This window comes from Rhizobium sp. 10N414 (assembly GCF_056394785.1).
Genome location: NZ_JBFTIN010000011.1, coordinates 15,759 through 37,171, shown reverse-complemented (window position 1 = coordinate 37,171; position 21,413 = coordinate 15,759). Strand labels below are relative to the sequence as shown.

Here is a 21,413-nt window from a genome sequence, read left to right as displayed (position 1 = left end):
CCCCTGTGACCGCCGTGCCGATCGGTGACCAGACCTTCGCCTTCCGCCACGCAGTCAAAGGCGGACGACATAATCCTTGCGAGTCGTTTCAACCACTTCCCAGGTTCCCCTAAAGCCGGGCCTGAGGATCATCCGATCGCCTGCGCGAAGATGCACAGCGTCACCACCGTCCTCCGTGACAACAGAGTGGCCCGAAAGCACGTTGAAATATTCCCACTCGTCATAGGCGATCCGCCACTTGCCGGGCGTCGCCTCCCATATGCCGGAATAGAGGCCGCCATCGGCCTCCTCCAAGTTCCAGGTTTTGAACTGCGGGTCGCCGGCCAGTATGCGGTCGGCATCCGGGGCGCCGAACTCCGGTTCGACGCCGTTGATGTCAAAAGTCAGGTAGTTTGCCATTGCCTCAAATCTTCGCCAGCGATTGCTCGAGATCGGCGATGATATCCTTCACGTCCTCGATGCCAACCGAAAGGCGAACGACGTCGGGCCCGGCGCCGGCGGCGATCCTTTGCTCGTCCGTCAATTGCCGGTGCGTGGTCGATGCCGGATGGATCACGAGCGAGCGTGTGTCGCCAATGTTGGCGAGATGCGAGAACAGTTCCAACCCCTCGACCAGCGTCTTGCCGGCCTCGTAGCCGCCCTTGACACCAAAGGTGAAGACGGAGCCGGCGCCCTTCGGCGAATAGCGCTGCTGCAGCGTGTGGTTCGGGTCGTCCTCGAGGCCGGCATAATTCACCCAGGCGACCTTGCTGTGCGCCTTCAACCACCTTGCGACGGCTATCGCGTTATCGCTGTGGCGCTGCATGCGCAGCGGCAACGTCTCGATGCCGGTCAGGATCAGGAATGCATTGAAGGGAGAAATGGCCGGACCGAGATCGCGCAGGCCAAGCACGCGGCAGGCGATGGCAAATGCGAAATTGCCGAATGTCGAATGCAGGACCACGCCGTTATATTCCGGCCGCGGGCTAGACAGCATCGGATAGTTGCCGGACTTCGACCAATCGAAGGTCCCGCCATCGACGATCATGCCGCCCATGGAGTTGCCGTGACCGCCCAGGAACTTCGTCAGTGAATGCACGACGATATCGGCACCGTGTTCGATCGGCCGGATGAGATAGGGGCTCGCCATGGTGTTGTCGACAATCAGAGGCAGGCCATGCTTGTGCGCCACTGCCGCGATCGCAGCGATGTCGACGAAGGTACCGCCGGGGTTTGCGAGGCTCTCGATGAAGATTGCCCGCGTCTTGCCATCGATCTGGCTTTCGAAGCTCGCGGGATCCGCGGGATCCGCCCAGCGAACCTGCCAGCCGTAATTATCGAAGGCATGACCGAACTGATTGATAGAGCCTCCGTACAGGCGCTTCGCGGCCACGAAATTCTCGCCGGGGCGCATCAGCGTGTGAAAGACAATCACTTGGGCCGCATGGCCGGACGCAACGGCAAGCGCCGCGGTGCCACCTTCGAGTGCCGCGACGCGCTCTTCGAGCACGGCCTGGGTCGGGTTCATGATCCGGGTGTAGATGTTGCCGAACTGCTGCAGACCGAAGAGGGCCGCCGCGTGATCCGAATCGTTAAAGACAAAAGCCGTCGTCTGGTAGATCGGTGTCGCGCGTGCGCCGGTCGTGGGGTCGGGCTGTGCCCCCGCATGAACTGCCAACGTATTGAAACCCGGACCGCTCTTGGCCATGAAATCCTCCCATTCAGCTTGATCGAATGGCGGCGAGCATAGCGAACAACCGCGAAAAGTTAATCGCGTTCTTTTTCAACCCAGGCACGTTATTTGGAAAATCCAACCACTCAGCCGATGAGGCGGGGATACTCAATTGCCGGGCAGCGATCCATGGCGACCTTGATGCCGGCAGCCTCGGCTCTTGCCGCTGCCGCATCGTCACGTACACCAAGCTGAGACCATATCACCTTCGGCCGCGGGCTCATTGCCAATGCCTCGTCGACAACACCCGACAGAAATTCCGAAGCCCGGAAGACCTCGACCATATCGACCAATACCGGGACATCGGCAAGCCGAGCGTAGACCGTCTGGCCATGGATCTGCTTACCTGCCTGACCGGGATTCACGGGGATAACGTTGTACCCCCGAGACAGCAGATAGCCCATCACGCCATTGCTCGGTCGCGCGGGGTTCGGTGACGCGCCCGTCAGGGCAATCGTCTTCACGGAACGCAGAATACCGAGGATGTAGTCATCCTCATACCTATCGTGATTCAAGGACTTCGCCTCCAATAACAATCGCGTTTACTTCGGGGTTGGTTGAAACCAGGCTGATCGTTTCAGCGTATATAGGAATTAGGACGCAGCAGGAGGATTTTCCCATGAAAAAATTGGTTGTCGCGATCGCCTTCGTCATGGCCGCCTCCCCGGCACTGGCCATTTCGAGATACAATGCGCTCAACATGAGCTGCCAGGCAGCGCGCGCGGCGATCCATAACGAGGGCGCCGTGATCCTTCGGTATCCGTCGAAACGAGTGAGCGGCATGACATTGTTCGACCGCTACATTCGCAACAGCAACTATTGCGACCCCAATCAATATGCTGAATGGACGACCATTCCTACGAAGGACAATCCGAGGTGTCGCGTGCTGAACTGCCAGAATATAGACAACTTAGACGGGATGTTTATCATTCCCGATTATTCGCTGTAAAGGCTTGTTTCTGCCGTCCCAAATCGCGACGCTTTAGCCTCGCGGGCTCAAGCGCGCGCGTCACAAAATTTCGGCTAAGCGATGGATTCCGTGATGGCTTTTGTCACAGTTTTGTGAGAATCTGCGGTGGCAAATCCGTAGCCTCCGTCACCGTTCTATGTATATCCTGTATATGTTCACATATGTTCTTGCATATGTTAGCAACGCCTCATGGTTGAACAGGCGACCATCGAGCAAATACCTCTGGTGTACGTTCCTCTTTTATCGATTTGAGGGCCAGCATCCTCAGGTTGCTTGACGGGCGACCGGGAGCCAGTGTGGTCCGTCCTGTCATCGAACGGGATTGATTTTTACCAAGAGCGGCGTAACAACAATTCCACAATCGCTGTTTTCACACCGCCCGGTGGTCTTTTTGCCAATCCACGTCATTTTGCTCGTTCTATTTGGTGCCCTGTTGCACGCGACATGGAACGCCATGATCAAGGCGGGCACGGACAAATCGCTCGATGCCAGCCTCATTTCGGCAGGCGGTGCCGTGTGCGCTCTTCCCTTCCTGATGTTCCTGCCATTGCCGAACTCGGCCGCATGGCCATTCATCGGCGCTTCCGCTGTTCTCCAGTTCGCGTATTTTCAGCTCGTCGCAGGCGCATATCGCGCAGGCGACATCGGCCTTGTCTATCCGCTGATGCGCGGGTGCGCTCCGCTGCTGATTGCGGGCACCAGCGGTTTCATCCTGAACGAGACACTGTCGACCGGCTCGCTCCTCGGCACGATGACGATCTGCGCCGGTATCCTGACGCTGGCCTTCGAGGCGCGAAAAGGCAGCGGCCACGCGATCAGGCTGGCCCTCGCCAATGCCTGCGTGATTGCGACCTACACCTATGTCGACGGTGTCGGCGCCCGCGTCTCGGGCAATGCCGTCTCCTATACGCTATGGATGTCGCTGCTGCCGCCGGTATTGCTATTCACCTGGGCGATCTCTAAGCGCGGCGCCGTCGCAGTCGCCATGCATGTCCGCTACAACTGGTGGCGCGGCCTGATCGGTGGCGGCGGATCGATCGCGTCCTACGGCCTCGCCCTTTGGGCGATGACCAAGGCCCCGGTGGCAACTGTTGCGGCGCTGCGCGAGACGTCGATCCTCTTCGCCCTGCTGATCTCAGTCATCGTTTTGAAGGAAAAGGCCAGTCCCTGGCGCTATCTCGCCGGCGCAATCATCGCCGCAGGCGGGCTGATCCTGAAACTCGGCTAGCTATTCGCCGGTCCACTGCGGCATGCGCTTGGACAGGAAGGCCCCAATCCCCTCCTCGGCATCGGCGGTCAGCATATTGTCGACCATGACCTGAGCAGCATAGCCGTAGGCTTCCTCGACGGGCATTTCGAGCTGGCGGTAGAATGCCTCCTTGCCGATCTTCAGCGTCAACGGCGATTTGCTTGCAATGACGGACGCGTATTTGGTGACGACCTGCGTCAGATATTGCTTCGGCACGATGCGGTTCACCAGGCCGAAATCCTTCGCGGTCGAGGCGTCGATCGTCTCACCGGTGAGCAACATCTCCATCGCCTGCTTGCGATGCGCCGCGCGGGACACGGCCACCATGGGGGTCGAGCAGAACAGGCCGATATTGACGCCGGGCGTACAGAAGGTTGCCGTATCGGTGCAGATCGCAAGATCGCAGGAGGCGACAAGCTGGCAACCGGCAGCCGTTGCGAGGCCGTCGATCTCGGCGATGACAGGCTTTGGCAAGCGGGTGATTTCGAGCATGAGATCAGCGGCCAGCGCAAAGGTTTCTTCGAAGAATGCCTCGCCGCCGTCCTCATCGGCCCGATGCGCGGTCAATTCCTTGAGGTCGTGGCCGGCAGAGAAGACATTGCCGGTCGATGCGATGATGACCACGCGAACGGCAGCGTCCTCGGCGGCGCTCTGGAGCTCACCGATCAGGGTCTCCATGACGGCGATCGAGAGCGCATTTGCAGGCGGATTGCTGAGCGTCAGCCGCAGGATGCCATCGCTCAATTGCGGGATGACGAGCGCGCCCTCGCCCGCTTTGCTCGGGTCCTTCCGAAAGGATACGACTTCGGCCATGGTCTAACTCCCTGCATTGCTATTTCGTGCTAATTGTTCTGCCACAGGCGACAAGCAATTTCGAGGCAAACTCATGCAGCCGGTCATGACGATCGACGAGCTCCACCGTTTTCTGGATACGGACTTTCCGCAGATCCACACGGGTGGGCGCGTATTTGCGATCACCGAGATCACACCCGGCAGCGTCTCGATGCGGCTGGACCCGAGCGAGAGGCACTTGCGCCCCGGCGGCACCGTCTCCGGACCAGCCCTTTTCACCTTGGCGGATGTGACGGCCTATGCAGCAGTATTGGCGCATATCGGGCCGGTGGCGCTGGCGGTTACCGCCAATCTCAACATCAATTTCCTGCGCCTGCCGAAGCCTAGACCGACGACTTGCACCTGTCGGATTCTCAAGCTTGGCAAGCGGCTCGCCGTCATCGAGGCCTCGATTTTCCAGGAAAGTGCGGACGAGTTGATCGCTCATGCGACGGCGACTTACTCCATTCCGCCGCGCGAAATATGAGGTAACACAATACCACATATATAACATATTGATTTTACTGATACATTTTTGCTGCACGCCAATTCGTAAATATTGACCCCAGGCTGCTTTGCCTCTATAAACACCACCAGAAATGCAGCCTTTCCGTGCTGCTTTCTTTTTGGTGCGTCTTCGGACAGCCAAACCAAGCAACAAGAAACGCCCTCTCGCCTTCGGGCCGAGGGATCCAAAAGAGAGTAACAACTATGGCAACCTTCTCCCAGAAGCCTGCAGAGGTGGAGAAGAAGTGGGTCATCATCGACGCCGAAGGGCTCGTCGTTGGTCGTCTCGCTTCCATCATCGCTATGCGTCTGCGCGGCAAGCACAAGGCAACTTTCACGCCTCACGTTGACGACGGCGACAACGTTATCGTCATCAACGCCGACAAGGTCGTTTTCACCGGCAAGAAGTACTCCGACAAGGTTTACTACTGGCACACCGGTTATGCCGGCGGCATCAAGGAGCGTACCGCTCGCCAGCTCATCGAAGGCCGCTTCCCGGAGCGCGTTCTCGAGAAGGCTGTTGAGCGCATGGTTCCGCGCGGCCCGCTCGGCCGTCGTCAGATGAAGAACCTCCGCGTTTACGCTGGTTCCAATCATCCTCATGAAGCACAGCAGCCTGTCGTTCTCGACGTCGCCAAGCTGAACAAGAAGAACGTAAGGAGCGCCTAAGAATGGCTGACCTCTCCTCCCTGAAGGATCTCGGCACGTCCGAAGCAGCTGCTGCTCCGGCTCACGTCCGTAAGGTCGACTCGCTTGGCCGTTCCTACGCGACCGGCAAGCGCAAGAACGCTGTTGCCCGCGTTTGGGTCAAGCCGGGTTCCGGCAAGATCATCGTCAACGGCAAGGAATTCGCGGAATACTTCGCACGCCCGGTTCTGCAGATGATTCTGCGTCAGCCGATCGTCGCTGCTGCCCGTGACGGCCAGTTCGACATCGTTGCAACGGTTGCAGGCGGCGGTCTTTCCGGCCAGGCCGGCGCCGTTCGTCACGGTCTTTCCAAGGCCCTCACCTACTTCGAGCCGGGCCTGCGCTCGGTCCTGAAGAAGGGYGGCTTCCTGACCCGCGACAGCCGCGTTGTTGAACGTAAGAAGTACGGTAAGGCCAAGGCCCGCCGTTCGTTCCAGTTCTCCAAGCGTTAATCGCTGCGGAATATCGACTACGAAAGGCCGGGCGCTTCGCCCGGCCTTTTTGTTTGGTGGCTGCTTGAAGCGGCCCGTTCCCTTGCCAGTTCTACTGCATTCCAGGCGCTTCACGCGCATCCCAAGGGAGGCAGGAATGACCAAGCAAGCAATCTATGTCGAACTGAAAGCAAAATCCGGCAAGGAAGAAGAAGTGGCGACGTTCTTGAAGAGCGCGCAGGCGCTTGTCGAACAGGAGCCCGGTACCGTGACGTGGTTTGCCATTCGCTACGACCAGAGCACATTCGCCATCTTCGATACCTTTGACGATGAGGCAGGCCGGCAGGCGCATTTGAACGGCAAGCTGGCCGCGACGCTGATGGCACGAGCAGCTGAACTGCTTGCCGAAGCGCCGCAACTGAAGACACCCGAGGTGTTGGCCGACAAGCTGCCGGGGTAAAACCAGTTTGGCCGAGCGACCAGAACCGTTTTGGCCTTTCGGTTTGAGATTCGTTTCTGGTAGGCATAGCGACCAACACCCTCGAGGAGCATCTCTTGGCCAACAAGTCGATCGACCACGCATTCACGGCAACGAGCCTCACATCGGCCGCCAGCGACCCCACCTTCGCCGGGGCGCTGTCGTTCATGCGTCGCCGCTTCACCAAGGAACTGGCCGACGCGGATGCGGTCGTCTGGGGCATCCCTTTCGATGCCGCGACATCCAATCGGCCGGGCACGCGGTTCGGACCGCAAGCGATACGGCGTGCGTCGGCGATCTTCGACAACGACCCGCAATATCCATTCAACCGCGATCTCTTTGCCGAGATGGCCGTGATCGACTATGGCGACTGCTTGCTCGACTACGGCAACCACCACGAGACGCCCGCAGCAATCGAACGGCAGTCGAAGGCGATTGTCGACAGCGGTGCATTCATGCTGACCCTTGGCGGCGATCATTTTGTCACCTGGCCGATCCTCAAGGCGCATGCCGCCAAGCACGGACCGCTAGCACTCGTCCAGTTCGATGCGCATCAGGACACCTGGTTCGACGACAACAGGCGGATCGATCATGGCTCGTTCGTGGCGCGGGCCGCGCGGGACGGCATCATCGATCCCGATCGGTCGATCCAGATCGGCATCCGCACCCACGCACCCGAGGATTTCGGCATTCATATTCTCTACGGCCATCAGCTTGAGGAGATGACTCCGAGCGATATCGCCTCGACGATCATCTCGCATACCCGCGGCGCGCCGGCCTACCTGACCTTCGATATCGATTGCCTCGATCCCGCCTATGCGCCCGGCACCGGTACGCCTGTGGCAGGTGGTCCCTCGAGCGCCAAGATTCTCTCGGTGCTGCAGCGTCTGCACCAGCTGGATATCCGCGGCGCCGACGTCGTCGAGGTCTCGCCGCCCTACGATCATGCGGACATCACCGCCATTGCGGGGGCGACGGTCGCGATGTATATGCTTGGCCTACATGCCGAGCGCCGCGCAAGCGCGTCACACGGCTGACTCATCCCTCTTACAAAATGATTCCGGACTTCTTTCTAACCTGTTGAAAGTGTGAGCGAGACAATGGCACCGAAGATCTTCATCGATGGCGAACATGGCACGACGGGCTTGCAGATCCGCACGCGCATGGCCGGCCGCCGCGATGTCGAGCTTCTGTCGATCCCGGAAGCGGAGCGTCGCAACGCCGCGATGCGCGAGGACATGCTGAACAGCGCCGATATCGCGATCCTCTGCCTGCCCGACGACGCTTCGAAGGAAGCGGTGCAGATGGTCTCGGGCAACAACAACGTGCGTGTCATCGACACCTCCACGGCGTTCCGTGTCAATCCTTCCTGGGCCTATGGCTTCGCGGAGATGGACAAGGAGCAGGCAGAGACGATCAAGGCGGCGCGTTTCGTCGCCAATCCGGGCTGCTACCCCACCGGCGCGATCGGCCTCATCCGGCCGATGCGCGCTGCCGGCATTCTGCCCGACGGCTATCCGGTCACGGTCAATGCGGTCTCCGGCTACACCGGCGGCGGCAAGCAGATGATCGCGCAGATCGAGGATCAGAGCCGGGAGGATGCGATCACCGCGCCGCACTTCCTCTACGGGTTGACGCTGGCACACAAGCACGTGCCCGAGATGAAGATCCACGGCCTGCTGGATCGCGCACCGATCTTCTCGCCGTCTGTCGGCAAGTTCCCGCAGGGCATGATCGTTCAGGTACCGCTGCATCTCGACGATCTTGCCGAGGGCACGACGCTCGAAAGCATCCACGCTGCTCTTGTCGCTCACTATGCGGGCCAGGACATCGTGACGGTGGTGCCGCTGGACGAGAGCCGCAAGCTCCCCCGTATCGATGCCGTCGAGCTTGCCGGCAAGGACACGATGAAGCTCTTCGTGTTCGGCACGCCGGGTGCGTCTCAGGTCAACCTCGTTGCGCTGCTCGACAACCTTGGCAAGGGTGCCTCGGGCGCCGCGGTTCAGAACATGGACCTGATGCTCGCCTCCTAATCCCGGAACCGATCATGTCGCTTGAGACGCTGCTGGCGAACACGAGCGCGTGGTTTGTTGCCGCCCTACCAGACCGCGGCATTTCATCGCTCGTCGCCATAGCATTGATTGCGGGACTGGCACGCGGCTTCTCCGGATTCGGCGCGGCGCTGATCTTCGTTCCGCTTGGCGGCGCAATCATAGGTCCGAAGCTGATATCGCCCGTCCTGCTCGTCATCGATGGCCTGGCGACGCTTGGTATGATTCCCCCGGCTTGGCGCAGCGCAAACCGGCGTGAAGTCTTCACCATGGCAGCGGGCGCGGTGCTTGGCGTGCCTGCCGGGACGGCAGCGCTGGCGCTGGTGGATCCGCTGACGTTGCGCTGGGCGATCACCGCGATCGCCATTTGCCTGCTTGCGTTGCTGGTTTCCGGGTGGCGATACCATGGCGAGCCACTGGTATCGCTGACCTCCACGACAGGTCTCGTTGCCGGCCTCTTCAGCGGCGCTGCCCAGCTCGGTGGACCGCCGGTCGTTGCCTATTGGCTCGGCGGCAAGACCGATTTTGCCCGGGTGCGGGCAAACGTCATTCTCTATTTCGCGATCTCCACCTGCTTCAGCGTCGTCAGCTACTATTTTGGCGGGCTGTTCGTTGAGGCCGTGTTTGCCCTGACGATCGTTATCCTGCCGAGTTACACCATCGGTCTCTATGCCGGCTCGAAACTGTTCGGGCTCGCCAAGGAGAGCACGTTCCGAATGATCTGTTATCTGCTGATCGCAGCCTCCGCCATCATGGCAATGCCGCTGCTCGATGGGGTCCTCCGGTAGGGTCCAACACACCGCCGAATGGCGGAGCGCGAAGCCGCGCAACCGTCGTTGATCAATGGTCCACTGCCGCATAAAGTCGTGCCCGACCTTGGGGGAGCGCGCATGAGTGCAGTCGTCCTGTTCGGTGTTGCCTTTATCGGCGGTACGGTTCTCGTAACGCTGGTCTTCTATTTTGTGATGCGTCTGATCATGGGCGGCGATCCGACTGGCAAGGACAGAGAGCTAGCCGGCGCCATCGTCATGCGAATATCGTCGCTGCATGCGCTGATCCTGGCGCTCGTCTTCGCCCAGGAGATGATCGAGTACCAGCAACTGAAGTTCGAAAGCGTCACGGAAGCGAACGCAATCGCAGACGTGTATTTCGACGCTGATCGCTACGGCGTCAACGAGAAGGCGCCCATCCAGCAAGCGCTCTTCGAGTATGTGCAGATCGTCGTCGACGAGGAGTGGCGCATGCTTGGAGACACTGGGCAGCTATCGCCCACGGCGTGGAACAAGTGGGACAGCGTCTATCAGCGGGTGCTCGACCTGACGCCGACCAATGTGCGCCAGCAAAGCATTCGCGAACATATGCTTGGTGATGTGCACCGTATCGCGGAGGCGCGGGACAAGCGTGAAAACAGCGGCACCGATTCCATCAGCATCATCTTCTGGTTCGCGGCGATTTCGGGGCTCGTGTTCATGGCGCTTGGCTACTATCCCTACCCGCCGGATGCGCGAAACCTGCTGCTGCTTTCGGTGCTCGGCGCGTTCACCGGCATCATTCTTTTCTTCATCTACGCGTTCTCAGACCCCTACAACCCGCCGGCTACGATGAAGCCGACGGCGTTCGAGCGCCTGCTCGATGAATTGGCAAACCCTCCGCCCTCCGGATAGCTGACCTATCGAGCCATCAGCGGCGAGCGCGTCTTCAGGACCAACGCGTCCCCCGGTCCATGCACCGCCGCGTAGAGCAGGCCTGCGAGGAAGGTAAAGTGATCCACGAAGAAACCGAACTCCGCCTGATTCGCGCTCCAATGGCTTGGGCCATGGAAGGCGAAGGCCAGGAATATCACGTAGATGCCGGCCAGAACCGAGGCTTCCGAGAAGAAGGCTCCCGTCAGGAATGCCAGCGTCAGGGCAAGTTCGAAGAACGCCGCTATCCACGCCAGGAAGAGCGGGAAAGGAAAGCCCGCCGCGGCGATATAGCTCGCGGTGGCTTGTATATCCATGAACTTGAAACTCATGGCCATCGCGAAAATGGCGCCGAAGATCAGTCGCGCCAGCAGAATTGCGAACGTTTTTCTCATGCTATCTCTCCCTCGGCCCGAAGCCGTTCGTTGTCCAAATTTCCGGCTTTCTGCGTCCCGCGATTGCGGTTCTACTAACCTTCCCCCATAGGACGCAGCGGGACCTTCTCTCCCGACATCCAGCCGCCATTATTTTCGACAGCGCAATTCCGAGAGCGTCATGCCCACGCCAGGTAATCGGCCAGCACGTCTTCGATGACCTGCCAAGATCTCCTGACGTCTACGGGATTTGCGCCGGCCATGCCGGCGGCGACGATCAGGGCCTTCCATAGCGTCCATCCGCGGCCGCGTGCCCACGTCCCCGCGTCGAGCGGACGTGCCTTTCGAAACACCTGGCGGCTCTGTCCCTCGAACATGTGCCAGGTGATTGCGAGATCACAGGCGGGGTCGCCGACGCCCGACGTCCCGAAATCGATCACGGCATCGAGGCGACCGTTCCTGACTAGAAGGTTGCCATAGGCGACGTCGCCATGAAACCACACAGGCGCGCCTTGCCACGAAGTCGAAAGCGCGGCTTCCCAGACGTCCGTCGCCAGTTGCGTGTCGATCCGACCATCCAAACGCACAAGCGCCTCGCGCGTTTGCGCGTCGTAGACATACAGCGATCCGCCGCGAAAAAAGTTGTGCGAGCCGGGCGGAGGTCCCCCTCTGGCGTCCACCGCCTGCAACGCATCGAGGAAACCGGCCAGGGTGGTGGCGAACTCACTGAGGTCGTCGATGCGTTCCGTCAGCGCCGTCTCACCGTCACGCCACTCATAAACCGACCACGGCCAGGGATAGCTCTCGTCCGCCCTCCCCATCGCCAGAGGCACGGGTATCGGCAGAGGCAGCTGCGGCGCAAGAACCGGCAGCCACTGCTGCTCCTTGGCGACCTGTTCGGCATAGTGAGCAGCGCTCGGCAACCGAACCGTCATCGCCGTGCCAAGGTGGAATGTCCTGTTGTCCCATCCGCCGAACTCGACGGGCCGGATCGCCAGATCAGCCCACTCCGGAAACTGCGTGGCAATCAGCCGACGCACGAGCGCGGTATCGATTACTGGGCCATCCATTGTTCTGGCAGTCCTCCCTGAAGGTGCCGGCATAATGTCGGCCTTTCCCAGCAGAGATCAATCCTAAGGTTGTCTTCGACCTTTCGACTTTGAATCAAGACCCTGAGAAGATGAATCCAAGCTCGCCGCTAATCGCCTGAAATTCATGGTATTTCTCCGGCGCCGCCGCCTTCGTCGGATCCGCGTCTTTATGCGATTTCTATATCACGCTGCTTGTACTCGAATGGAATTCCTACCGTGAATGGCGTTAGCCTTCCCATGAAATGCGAAGGTTGAAAGCCATGCGAGATTTCATGCTACCCAATGCCCCGATCCCCCGCCCGCGCCGCCCGGCACCGAAACGGCAGATGCGCGAGCGACGCACGGCCCAGGCGCTCATCCTGTTCGGGGTCGTGCTTGCCGCTGTTGAACTCTACGTCATTCTGGGCGGCCTTTGAGCGCAGCATGCCAGCTGACAGACCGTTGCGCCTCGGCGCCACCACGACCGCGCTCATCACGCCGTTTCGCGACGGAGCACTCGACCTTCCCGCACTGGAACGACTGGCGGAGCGACAGATCCGCGGCGGTGTCGACGGGCTTGCCGTCTGTACACTGACCGGAGAAGGACCGACCCTCACCAGAAGCGAGCGCGCCGCAGTCATCCGGACCTGTGTCCGCGTTGCCGGCGATCTTGTTCCCGTCATTGCCGCAACCGGCACGAACGCTACGGCAACGACGATCGCCTTTACGCTAGACGCCGAGGAGCTTGGCGCCAGTGCTGCCCTAGTGACGCTTCCGTACTATTCCAAGCCTGGACAGAAGGGCATTGTCGGTCACTTCGCTCAGCTCGCGACCGCAACGAGCCTTCCCTTGATCGTCGAAAACAACCCGATGCGCACGGCAATCGATATGACCTTGCCGACACTCGCCGCGCTCGCCGATATCCCGTCAATCGTCGGCTTGGCCCTTGCGGAGGGCAACGCCGTCGCTAGGTGCCCGGTGCCCTTCTGGCGTCAACGCTTCCTGCTTCTTTCCGATCGCGACGCAACGGCCCTCTCCTTCCTCGGCAGCGGCGGCAACAGCATCATCTCGGCTGGCGCGAACGTGTACCCGCGTCTGTATGCCTCGCTGCAGCAGGCGGCGCTCGGCGGCAATCTCCCAGCTGCGCGCTTGCTCGATGACAGGCTGGCCCCACTGACAGGAGCGCTAGGCCCCGAGGCCGACCCCGCTGCAATCAAGAACGCGTTGCGGACATTGTTGCCGATCGATCCGGAAGTCCGAATGCCGCTTCTGGCCCTGGATGCCGATGGAGAACAGCTTATTTCGCAGGCGCTCTCGCGCGTTTCCGAGATTCAAGATGCCGCTTTATATATATGATATTTTTATATTTTCCTGATCACCGGCCAATGGAAGGCGAATGCGAGTACCACTACCTTCCTGAGCGTGGCACAGCGCTGCAATCCAGCGCAGAAGACAATTCGAAAGGAAATTCGATGCCCTCTCTTCAATCTGCGTCCGCAATCGAACCCCTCCAACGCCAGGGTTCTGCACGCTTCACCATCGGCCAAGACCGAAATGGCCGCTGGGTCGTGCAGGACCGCAAAGGGCTCGTTGGAGGCGTCTTCATCAGCGAACACGCAGCACGCCATTTCGCAGCCGATGAATGCGATCACAAGCCCGAGCAGATTTGCCGCGCCGCGGATGGCATCGTCCTGCAGTTCGGCGCGCTAGAGCGCGGCGAAAAGGAAATCCACTGATACATCGTGATTGGTGGCGGGCCAGCTGGCCCGTCGCCAATGGCAAACGCTTCCTTAACTGGAAGGGCCTATGGTGCTGGCGTAGAGAAGATGCCACGAGACCATGCCGAAACCAAACTTTCGCTTTACCCACTACGATCTGAAGGAACAGCGCGCCGGGACGATTATCGAGGTGACGTTGAACGCGGTGGCGAATGTGCGCCTGATGACTGCGCCGAACTATCAGCGCTTCACCGAAGTCCTCGACTTCAAATATGTCGGCGGCGTCGCGCGGAAGTCTCCCATCCGTCTGTCCATTCCCGACAGCGGACATTGGCATCTGGTCGTGGACATGGAAGGCCATCATGGCCTTGCGGAATCAGCGGTGAAGCTCGTCGCTCCCGCAGGGCAGATGCGAGCCTCCTGATCAGCGCTGATTGCGCTCCTTCCTGAGCTTTGCCCACCATTCAAGGCGTTTGCGGATATCCCGCTCGAAGCCGCGTTCTGGTGGATCATAAAAGGTCTGTCGGCCCATTTTCTCCGGGAAGTAATCCTGGCCCGAAAAGGCGTCCGGCTCGTCGTGATCGTAACGATAGCCCTCGCCGTAACCCTCGCCCTTCATCAGCTTCGTCGGCGCATTCAGGATGTGCTTCGGCGGCAGAAGCGAACCATTCTGCTTGGCGGCCATGGTCGCGGCCTTGAAAGCCGTATAGACGGCGTTCGACTTCGGTGCGGTCGCGAGATAGACGCAGGCCTGCGCCAATGCCAGTTCGCCTTCGGGTGAGCCCAGGTAGTCGTAGGCGTCCTTCGCCGCGTTGCAGATCACCAGCGCCTGCGGGTCGGCAAGGCCGATGTCCTCGACAGCCATGCGAACGAGGCGCCTGCCTAGATAAAGGGGATCTTCGCCGGCGTCGAACATGCGCGCGAGATAGTAGAGCGCTGCATCGGGGTCGGAGCCACGGACGGACTTGTGAAGCGCGGAGATGAGGTTGTAGTGCCCATCCTGGGCCTTGTCGTAGACCGGGGCGCGGCGCTGCACGATGCGCGTGAGGCCCTCCGTATCAAAAGTCTCCTTCTCGCGCGCGGCACGCCATACTTCCTCGGCAAGCGTCAGAACGGCGCGTCCGTCACCGTCCGCCATTCTATGCAGACTGACACGGGCGTCTTCCGTCAGCGGCAGCGCCTTGCCTTCGGCAGCCTCGGCACGCTTCATCAATTCTTCGAGGCTTTCATCGTCATGCGACTTGAAGGTCAGCACCCGTGCGCGGGACAGCAAAGCCGCATTGAGCTCGAATGAGGGATTCTCGGTGGTGGCGCCCACGAGGATGACGGTGCCGTCCTCCATCACCGGAAGGAAACTATCCTGCTGCGCCCTGTTGAAACGATGAATCTCATCGACGAAGAGCAGCGTCTGCCGGCCATCCATTCGACGCAGCCGTGCCGCCTCGAATGCCTTCTTGAGATCGGCCACGCCTGAAAAGATCGCGGAGATCTGTTCGAAGGCGAGACCCGCCTCGCCCGACAACAATCGGGCGACAGTCGTCTTGCCGGTGCCGGGCGGCCCCCAGAAAATCATCGAGCCGAGCGAACCGCTCTCGATCATGCGCCGCAACACGCCGTCTTCGCCGGTCAGATGCTCCTGGCCAGTGACTTCCGAAAGCGTGCGGGGCCGCAGGCGATCGGCAAGAGGCCGCCGGTTGGCGACCTCCTCGGGAATGCGCGGTGCAAAGAGATCGTCACTCATCGGAAAAACTGTCGGATTCGCTGGCCATCGCGCTCGATCTCGACGCGCCAGAAGCTGGGATCCTCGTCGGCGATCGCTGCGAGTTCCTTGGTATTCTTCACTTCCGTGCCATTGATCGAGATTATGATGTCTTTTGGCTCAAAGCCGAGGCGAGCGGCAAGGGAGTCTTCCTTCACCTCGGAAACAACGACGCCGGTCGATTCCGAAGGCATGCGCAGCTCGTCGGCAACACGCGGTGAGAGATTTTCGACAACAGCGCCCGTGAAGGGCGTGCGGCCACCGATCGTACGCTGGTCGCGTGGCGCCGTCTCGGGCGCTCTGTCGAGCGCTAGTGCGATCTGCTGCTCGCGGCCGTTCTCGACCACGGTCAATTTAACCGACTTGCCAAGCCCTACCGTGGTCAGGCGATAGAGCAGCGCATCCGGATGCTCGACCGGAATGCCATCGACGGCGGAGACGATCTGCCCGGCTTTCAATCCGGCCTTGGCCGCCGGGCCACCCTCGGTAACCTTGACGACAAGCGCACCGCGCGCCTTGTTGAGGCCGAGCGCTTCGGCAACCTCGGACGTCACCGCATCGAACGTGGCGCCAACATAGGGCCGCTCGAAGGACTTCACGCCGGCATCCGCAGACGCAAGGAACACCTTCACGAGATTGGCCGGGATCGCAAAGCCGATGCCGTTCGAACCGCCGCCGCGCGAGAAGATCGCCGTGTTGATCCCGATCAGCTCGCCATTCATGTTCATCAGCGCGCCGCCGGAGTTGCCGGGGTTGATCGACGCATCCGTCTGAATGAAGAAGCCAAACTCGTTCTTGACCACCTGATTACGTGCCAGCGCCGAAACGATACCGCTGGTGACCGTCTGGCCGACACCGAAGGGATTGCCGATCGCCAGGACGAGATCACCGACCTCGACGGCATCGGAATTGCCTAGCGCGAGGGTCGGGAAGGTCTCTTTGGTGTCGACCTTGAGGACGGCAAGGTCGACACGGTCATCTCGCAGGACAACCTTGCACGGAAACTCCCGCCCGTCCGAAAGCGCGACCTTGATGTCATCCGCGCCTTCCACGACGTGGTTGTTCGTTACGATCGTTCCGTTCGCCTCGACGATGACGCCCGATCCCAGCGACGACTGCTTCTCGCTTCGGTTCGGCATCTGCTGACCGAAGAACTCTTCAAAGAAGGGGTCGCCCCCGAAAGGAGACTGCCTGCGGACGGTCTTTTCGGCATAGACGTTCACAACGGCGCCTGCCGTCTGCTTGACGAGCGGCGCGAAGGAGAGCTGCATCTCCAACTGGCTCTGCGGTACGGTCTTGGCGGTTTGAGCATTGGCGGAAACCGGCAGCGCAAGCACCAGAGCCACGAGAGGCAGGGCCGTGCGCTTCAACAGGTCATGCATGGGGATTCCTTCTGAAATTCGCTCTTGAACACGTTGTAGCGCCGGACGCTAGAAAGGAAAGAGGGCGGAAGCATGGAAGAACAAGGCAGCTCACGGACTACTGATCAAGCTTCGCAAACTGATTCAAAAACGAACTCTATGCGACTGATATCTAATGCCAAAGGCAAGCCGAAGTCACCCGAAGGAGACATCGCGCTCGAAGCATGTTGCACCTCTGCCCCATTCCTGGTGCCCAAGCTGTTGAAGCGCCGTTCGCCCACCGATTCCTTTAAGCCAAAGCAGGACCCGTCCTTGCCGCGTCGGCCAACTGCATCATGTTTGTCGCTGGACCCAATGAAACAGGAACTGATGCATGAGAGCTTTTCACCCCACGCTTTTCCCCGTCGCAGCATTCACCCTTTCAGCGCTCATGGCAGGCGCTTCCCATGCCGCGAGCTTTGATTGCGACGCAAAGGAACTGAAGCCGGATGAAACAGTGATCTGCGAAAACCGCGCGCTGAACGATGCCGATGTGAAGATGGTAACGACGTTCAACCTGCTGTCTGGGCTTATGGCGATGGGCTCGCGCGGCACCTTGCAGGACGAGCAAACGGCCTGGCTCAAGAAACGCCAGGAATGCGCCGCAGACGCGGCATGCATCAAGGCTGCCTATGACGAGCGCCTGAAACAGCTCGATGAAACCTACAAAAAAATAAACCGGCCGCTTTAGCGACCGGTCCATTTCACATTCTCTTGACAAGAAGCTCAGCGGCTGCCGAGATCGCGAACGGCTCCCCGATCGGCGCTGGTTGCGAAGGCGGCATAAGCCTTCAGCGCCGTCGTGACGTTGCGCTTGCGCTGCTCGGCCGGATGCCAGCCCCTCTCCTCCTGCTCGGCACGACGGTTCGCCAGCTCCTTGTCGTCGACGCGCAGGCTGATGATGCGGTTCGGGATGTCGATGTCGATCATGTCACCTTCGCGAACCAGACCGATCGTACCGCCGTTTGCCGCTTCCGGCGAGACGTGGCCGATGGAAAGCCCGGAGGTGCCGCCGGAGAAGCGGCCGTCGGTGATCAGCGCACAAGCCTTCCCGAGGCCCTTCGATTTCAGGTAGCTCGTCGGATAGAGCATTTCCTGCATGCCGGGGCCACCCTTCGGGCCCTCGTAGCGGATGACGACGACATCGCCGGCAACGACCTGGTTCGACAGGATGGCCTTCACGGCCGCGTCCTGGCTTTCGTAGACCTTGGCCGGGCCGGAGAACTTCAGGATGGATTCGTCAACGCCTGCCGTCTTCACAATGCAGCCGTCAAGCGCCAGGTTGCCCTTCAGAACAGCAAGACCGCCGTCCTTCGAGAACGGATGCTCCACGGAGCGGATAACGCCCTTTTCGCGGTCCGTGTCGAGATCGTCCCAACGCGCTTCCTGACTAAAGGCGACTTGGGTGGGGATGCCGCCGGGCGCGGCGCGGTAGAAGTTACGGACCGTCTCGCTGTTGGTGCGGGTAATGTCCCAGCGGTCGATCGCGTCGCCGAGCGTTTCGGCATGGACCGTCGGGCATTCGCGGTTCAGCAGGCCGCCCTTGTCCAGCTCGCCGAGGATCGACATGATGCCGCCGGCGCGGTGAACATCTTCCATATGGACATCACTCTTTGCCGGTGCGACCTTGGAGAGGCAGGGAACGCGGCGCGACAAGGCGTCGATGTCGGCCATCGTGAAATCGATCTCGCCTTCGTGAGCAGCCGCGAGGATGTGCAGGACGGTATTCGTCGAACCACCCATGGCGATATCGAGGGCCATCGCGTTCTCGAACGCCTTCTTGGACGCGATCGTGCGCGGCAGAGCCTTGACGTCGTCCTGCTCGTAGTAACGGCGCGCGAGATCGACGATCAGGTGACCAGCTTCGACGAACAGGCGCTTGCGATCGGCATGCGTTGCGAGCGTCGAGCCGTTGCCGGGCAGCGACAGGCCGAGCGCTTCGGTCAGGCAGTTCATGGAGTTGGCGGTAAACATGCCCGAGCACGAGCCGCAGGTCGGACAGGCAGACCGTTCGATGACCTTGACGTCCTCATCACTGATCTTGTCGTCGGCGGCGGCAACCATGGCGTCGACGAGGTCGAGCGCGTGGGTCTTGCCATGCAGGACGACCTTGCCGGCTTCCATTGGGCCACCGGAGACGAAGACGGTCGGGATGTTGAGGCGGAGTGAGGCCATCAGCATGCCGGGCGTGATCTTGTCACAGTTGGAGATGCAGACCATCGCGTCGGCGCAGTGGGCGTTGACCATGTATTCGACGCTGTCGGCAATCAGTTCGCGCGACGGCAGCGAATAGAGCATGCCGTCATGGCCCATCGCGATGCCGTCGTCGACGGCGATCGTGTTGAATTCCTTGGCGACGCCACCAGCAGCTTCGATTTCGCGGGCCACGAGTTGACCAAGGTCCTTGAGATGGACGTGGCCAGGCACGAACTGGGTGAAGGAGTTCACCACCGCAATAATCGGCTTGCCGAAATCCGAATCCTTCATGCCCGTGGCGCGCCAAAGGCCGCGCGCACCCGCCATGTTGCGGCCGTGGGTCGTGGTTCTGGAACGGTAGGCTGGCATTGGCGTATTCCTTACGTGTCGGAAATCGTCGGCGATTGCGGGTCGCAGGCTTCAAGCGGCCGGGTTGTCGCCGTTTTTTGGAATTGTCCTAATCCAAACGGTGTGGGCTGTCACTACCGGGAAGGCCGAAACCGGTACGCTTCGGCTCCTGGGCACATCGAGCTTATACGGTCACGGCAGTCGTTTCGTTACAGACTATTGCATCAAGCAGCGAACACAAAAAGTTGGCTTTTCGCAGCCGTGCCTGTGGGCATAAACAATGATCTAAAGATGTGTTTAATGCGTTGAAGGTTTATACCGAGCTTACTTGCTCAGGAGGTTTCCGATGCCAGCCTATCGCCCCCCCAAGATCGCATCCTCGGAGATTACGCCGCAACAACTCTATCTGCGCCGCCGCGAATTCCTCGGCGCTGCGACGCTGGGCGCCATGGCGCTGTACGGAGCCGGCAAGGCCAGTGCAGCGGCACTGTCGGTCGTCGAAAGCAAATATACGGTCGATGAGAAGACGACACCCATGAAGGACGTCACGACCTACAACAATTTCTACGAATTCGGCATGGATAAGGGCGATCCCGCTGCGCTCTCCGGCGACTTTAAACCGCTGCCTTGGACGATTAAGGTTGACGGCATGGTCAACAAGCCCGGCACGTTCGATGTCGAAGCGCTGATCAAGGAATTCCCGATCGAGAGCCGCACCTACCGCATGCGTTGTGTCGAGGCGTGGTCGATGGTCATTCCGTGGGATGGCTTTCCGCTTGCTTCCCTGCTCAACAAAGTCGAGCCGCTCGGAAGCGCAAAGTACGTCGCCTTCGAAACGGTCGTGCGGCCAGAAGAGATGCCGGGACAGAAAGGCATCTTCCAATCGCTCGACTGGCCCTATGTCGAAGGCCTGCGGCTCGACGAAGCGCGTCACCCACTCGCCCTGCTCGCCGTCGGTCTTTATGGTCAGACCTTGCCGAACCAGAACGGCGCGCCGATCCGGCTGGTCGTGCCATGGAAGTATGGCTTCAAGGGCATCAAGTCGATCGTCCGGATCACCCTGACGGATAAGGAGCCGAAGAACACCTGGCAGGTGACCAATCCCCAGGAGTATGGCTTCTTTGCCAACGTCAATCCGGAGGTCGATCACCCACGCTGGAGCCAGGCGACGGAACGGCGCATCGGCGAAAGCGGCTTTTTTGGCGCCAGCCGCCACCCCACCCTGCCGTTCAACGGCTATGCCGACGAGGTCGCCAGCCTCTATAGCGGCATGGATCTTCGGAAGAACTTCTGATGCCGGGATTTTCGCTCAGCCTTGCGAAGCGGTGGCAATCGGCCTCTGTCTGGGCGCTCTATGCCATCGGCCTGTTGCCCGCCGCATGGACCTTCTATCTCGGCGCGACCGATCAGCTCGGCGCCGATCCGGTAAAGACCTTCGAACTGTTCCTCGGCCTTTGGGCGATCCGCTTCCTTATCCTGACGCTCGCCGTCAGCCCTGCCCGCGATCTGTTCGGCTGGAACTACCTGCGCTATCGCCGCGCGCTTGGGCTCCTCTGTTTCTATTACGTGGCGATGCATTTGACTGTTTACATGGTGCTGGACCAGGCACTTGATCTCTCAGCTGTGCTCAACGACGTGCTGAAGCGGCCCTTCATCATGTTCGGCATGGCCGGGTTCGTCATGCTCGTTCCGCTTGCCGTGACGTCGAACAATCTTTCGATCCGCCGCCTCGGACCGAACTGGGTCCGGCTGCATCGCCTCGTCTACATCATCGCCGCTGCCGGCGCCGTACACTTTGCGCTATCGACGAAGGTCATCGACCTCGAGCAATACGTCTATGTCACGGTGATCATCCTGCTGATCCTCTACCGCTCATGGCGGCCGATCGCGCGGAGCAGGAAACGCGGCCAGGGCCGCCAGCGCACACGGGCTGCAGCGACCGCCTCATGAT

At 60.5% G+C, this 21,413-nt stretch carries 26 protein-coding genes; 17 read left to right on the top strand and 9 right to left on the bottom strand.

Going from position 1 to position 21,413, the window contains the following annotated elements; translation table 11 throughout:
- Positions 1 to 54: 54 nt before the first annotated feature.
- From AC1DE4_RS12685 to AC1DE4_RS12675, 3 genes are all read right to left on the bottom strand, one after another.
- Complete coding sequence (locus tag AC1DE4_RS12685) at positions 55 to 399, bottom strand: cupin domain-containing protein (protein WP_113470087.1); 345 nt, start codon at positions 397 to 399, stop codon at positions 55 to 57.
- A gap of 4 nt (positions 400 to 403) precedes the next feature.
- Positions 404 to 1,687 (bottom strand): O-acetylhomoserine aminocarboxypropyltransferase, encoded by a 1,284-nt coding sequence (locus tag AC1DE4_RS12680; RefSeq protein WP_192304835.1) that lies wholly within the window; start codon positions 1,685 to 1,687, stop codon positions 404 to 406.
- 110 nt (positions 1,688 to 1,797) lie between these two features.
- Entirely contained in the window at positions 1,798 to 2,226 is a 429-nt protein-coding gene (locus tag AC1DE4_RS12675; protein WP_113470086.1) for a CoA-binding protein, read from the bottom strand.
- A 104-nt stretch (positions 2,227 to 2,330) separates the two neighbouring features.
- Between AC1DE4_RS12675 and AC1DE4_RS12670 the strand changes: the two genes are divergently transcribed.
- Both AC1DE4_RS12670 and AC1DE4_RS12665 read left to right on the top strand, forming a co-directional pair.
- Positions 2,331 to 2,660 (top strand): hypothetical protein, encoded by a 330-nt coding sequence (locus tag AC1DE4_RS12670; protein WP_113470085.1) that lies wholly within the window; start codon positions 2,331 to 2,333, stop codon positions 2,658 to 2,660.
- A 412-nt stretch (positions 2,661 to 3,072) separates the two neighbouring features.
- Complete coding sequence (locus tag AC1DE4_RS12665; RefSeq protein WP_192304833.1) at positions 3,073 to 3,909, top strand: EamA family transporter; 837 nt, start codon at positions 3,073 to 3,075, stop codon at positions 3,907 to 3,909.
- Here the strand turns inward: AC1DE4_RS12665 and AC1DE4_RS12660 are convergent, their stop codons facing one another.
- A complete protein-coding gene (locus AC1DE4_RS12660; RefSeq protein ID WP_018857080.1) occupies positions 3,910 to 4,743 on the bottom strand; it encodes an enoyl-CoA hydratase in 834 nt (277 codons plus the stop codon). It abuts the gene before it with no gap.
- 73 nt (positions 4,744 to 4,816) lie between these two features.
- On the opposite strand from AC1DE4_RS12660, the gene AC1DE4_RS12655 reads away from it, so the two are divergent.
- The 8 genes from AC1DE4_RS12655 to AC1DE4_RS12620 all read left to right on the top strand — a co-directional run bounded on the left by AC1DE4_RS12655 (position 4,817) and on the right by AC1DE4_RS12620 (position 10,579).
- Positions 4,817 to 5,248, top strand: a complete 432-nt coding sequence (locus AC1DE4_RS12655; RefSeq protein ID WP_018857081.1) for a PaaI family thioesterase — start codon at positions 4,817 to 4,819, stop codon at positions 5,246 to 5,248.
- 224 nt (positions 5,249 to 5,472) lie between these two features.
- The gene (gene rplM / locus AC1DE4_RS12650) at positions 5,473 to 5,937 is read left to right on the top strand and encodes a 50S ribosomal protein L13 (RefSeq protein WP_018857082.1); all 465 of its coding nucleotides are present in this window, start codon (positions 5,473 to 5,475) and stop codon (positions 5,935 to 5,937) included.
- A 2-nt stretch (positions 5,938 to 5,939) separates the two neighbouring features.
- Positions 5,940 to 6,407 (top strand): 30S ribosomal protein S9, encoded by a 468-nt coding sequence (gene rpsI, locus AC1DE4_RS12645; protein WP_018857083.1) that lies wholly within the window; start codon positions 5,940 to 5,942, stop codon positions 6,405 to 6,407.
- A 136-nt stretch (positions 6,408 to 6,543) separates the two neighbouring features.
- Positions 6,544 to 6,846 (top strand): putative quinol monooxygenase, encoded by a 303-nt coding sequence (locus AC1DE4_RS12640; protein ID WP_169681791.1) that lies wholly within the window; start codon positions 6,544 to 6,546, stop codon positions 6,844 to 6,846.
- Positions 6,847 to 6,941: 95 nt separating this feature from the next.
- A complete protein-coding gene (gene speB / locus AC1DE4_RS12635) occupies positions 6,942 to 7,901 on the top strand; it encodes an agmatinase (RefSeq protein WP_113470084.1) in 960 nt (319 codons plus the stop codon).
- 63 nt (positions 7,902 to 7,964) lie between these two features.
- Complete coding sequence (gene argC, locus AC1DE4_RS12630) at positions 7,965 to 8,897, top strand: N-acetyl-gamma-glutamyl-phosphate reductase (RefSeq protein ID WP_113470083.1); 933 nt, start codon at positions 7,965 to 7,967, stop codon at positions 8,895 to 8,897.
- 14 nt (positions 8,898 to 8,911) lie between these two features.
- Positions 8,912 to 9,703 (top strand): sulfite exporter TauE/SafE family protein, encoded by a 792-nt coding sequence (locus AC1DE4_RS12625; RefSeq protein WP_477881508.1) that lies wholly within the window; start codon positions 8,912 to 8,914, stop codon positions 9,701 to 9,703.
- Positions 9,704 to 9,805: 102 nt separating this feature from the next.
- Complete coding sequence (locus tag AC1DE4_RS12620; protein WP_018857088.1) at positions 9,806 to 10,579, top strand: bestrophin-like domain; 774 nt, start codon at positions 9,806 to 9,808, stop codon at positions 10,577 to 10,579.
- A 5-nt stretch (positions 10,580 to 10,584) separates the two neighbouring features.
- Here AC1DE4_RS12620 and AC1DE4_RS12615 read toward each other — a convergent pair whose 3' ends face one another.
- Together AC1DE4_RS12615 and AC1DE4_RS12610 are read right to left on the bottom strand one after the other, a co-directional pair.
- Positions 10,585 to 10,992 (bottom strand): DoxX family protein, encoded by a 408-nt coding sequence (locus AC1DE4_RS12615; protein ID WP_477881506.1) that lies wholly within the window; start codon positions 10,990 to 10,992, stop codon positions 10,585 to 10,587.
- A 158-nt stretch (positions 10,993 to 11,150) separates the two neighbouring features.
- Positions 11,151 to 12,041 carry an aminoglycoside phosphotransferase family protein gene (locus tag AC1DE4_RS12610; protein ID WP_477881504.1) on the bottom strand — a complete coding sequence of 297 codons (891 nt, stop codon included), beginning with the start codon at positions 12,039 to 12,041 and terminating at the stop codon, positions 11,151 to 11,153.
- 293 nt (positions 12,042 to 12,334) lie between these two features.
- Here AC1DE4_RS12610 and AC1DE4_RS12605 point away from each other — a divergent pair, with 293 nt between their 5' ends.
- The 4 genes from AC1DE4_RS12605 to AC1DE4_RS12590 all read left to right on the top strand — a co-directional run bounded on the left by AC1DE4_RS12605 (position 12,335) and on the right by AC1DE4_RS12590 (position 14,183).
- Complete coding sequence (locus AC1DE4_RS12605; RefSeq protein WP_156828753.1) at positions 12,335 to 12,478, top strand: hypothetical protein; 144 nt, start codon at positions 12,335 to 12,337, stop codon at positions 12,476 to 12,478.
- Positions 12,479 to 12,485: 7 nt separating this feature from the next.
- Entirely contained in the window at positions 12,486 to 13,397 is a 912-nt protein-coding gene (locus tag AC1DE4_RS12600) for a dihydrodipicolinate synthase family protein (protein ID WP_192241570.1), read from the top strand.
- Positions 13,398 to 13,513: 116 nt separating this feature from the next.
- The gene (locus tag AC1DE4_RS12595) at positions 13,514 to 13,777 is read left to right on the top strand and encodes a hypothetical protein (protein WP_051085589.1); all 264 of its coding nucleotides are present in this window, start codon (positions 13,514 to 13,516) and stop codon (positions 13,775 to 13,777) included.
- 103 nt (positions 13,778 to 13,880) lie between these two features.
- Complete coding sequence (locus AC1DE4_RS12590; RefSeq protein ID WP_018857094.1) at positions 13,881 to 14,183, top strand: DUF1883 domain-containing protein; 303 nt, start codon at positions 13,881 to 13,883, stop codon at positions 14,181 to 14,183.
- Here the strand turns inward: AC1DE4_RS12590 and AC1DE4_RS12585 are convergent, their stop codons facing one another.
- Together AC1DE4_RS12585 and AC1DE4_RS12580 are read right to left on the bottom strand one after the other, a co-directional pair.
- Positions 14,184 to 15,500 (bottom strand): replication-associated recombination protein A, encoded by a 1,317-nt coding sequence (locus tag AC1DE4_RS12585; protein WP_477881501.1) that lies wholly within the window; start codon positions 15,498 to 15,500, stop codon positions 14,184 to 14,186.
- Positions 15,497 to 16,900, bottom strand: coding sequence for a DegQ family serine endoprotease (locus tag AC1DE4_RS12580; protein ID WP_018857096.1), 1,404 nt, complete (start codon positions 16,898 to 16,900; stop codon positions 15,497 to 15,499). The genes AC1DE4_RS12585 and AC1DE4_RS12580 overlap by 4 nt, the downstream gene beginning before the upstream one ends.
- 409 nt (positions 16,901 to 17,309) lie before the next feature.
- Between AC1DE4_RS12580 and AC1DE4_RS12575 the strand changes: the two genes are divergently transcribed.
- On the top strand, positions 17,310 to 17,609 hold the full coding sequence (locus tag AC1DE4_RS12575) for a lysozyme inhibitor LprI family protein (protein ID WP_245267949.1): 300 nt from the start codon (positions 17,310 to 17,312) through the stop codon (positions 17,607 to 17,609).
- Between the two features lie 35 nt (positions 17,610 to 17,644).
- Here the strand turns inward: AC1DE4_RS12575 and ilvD are convergent, their stop codons facing one another.
- Complete coding sequence (ilvD, locus tag AC1DE4_RS12570; RefSeq protein WP_018857098.1) at positions 17,645 to 19,483, bottom strand: dihydroxy-acid dehydratase; 1,839 nt, start codon at positions 19,481 to 19,483, stop codon at positions 17,645 to 17,647.
- Between the two features lie 325 nt (positions 19,484 to 19,808).
- Between ilvD and msrP the strand changes: the two genes are divergently transcribed.
- Positions 19,809 to 20,756, top strand: coding sequence for a protein-methionine-sulfoxide reductase catalytic subunit MsrP (msrP, locus tag AC1DE4_RS12565; RefSeq protein WP_477881499.1), 948 nt, complete (start codon positions 19,809 to 19,811; stop codon positions 20,754 to 20,756).
- On the top strand, positions 20,756 to 21,412 hold the full coding sequence (msrQ, locus tag AC1DE4_RS12560; protein WP_018857100.1) for a protein-methionine-sulfoxide reductase heme-binding subunit MsrQ: 657 nt from the start codon (positions 20,756 to 20,758) through the stop codon (positions 21,410 to 21,412). Before msrP ends, msrQ begins: the two co-directional genes overlap by 1 nt.
- The last annotated feature ends 1 nt before the right edge of the window (position 21,413 follow it).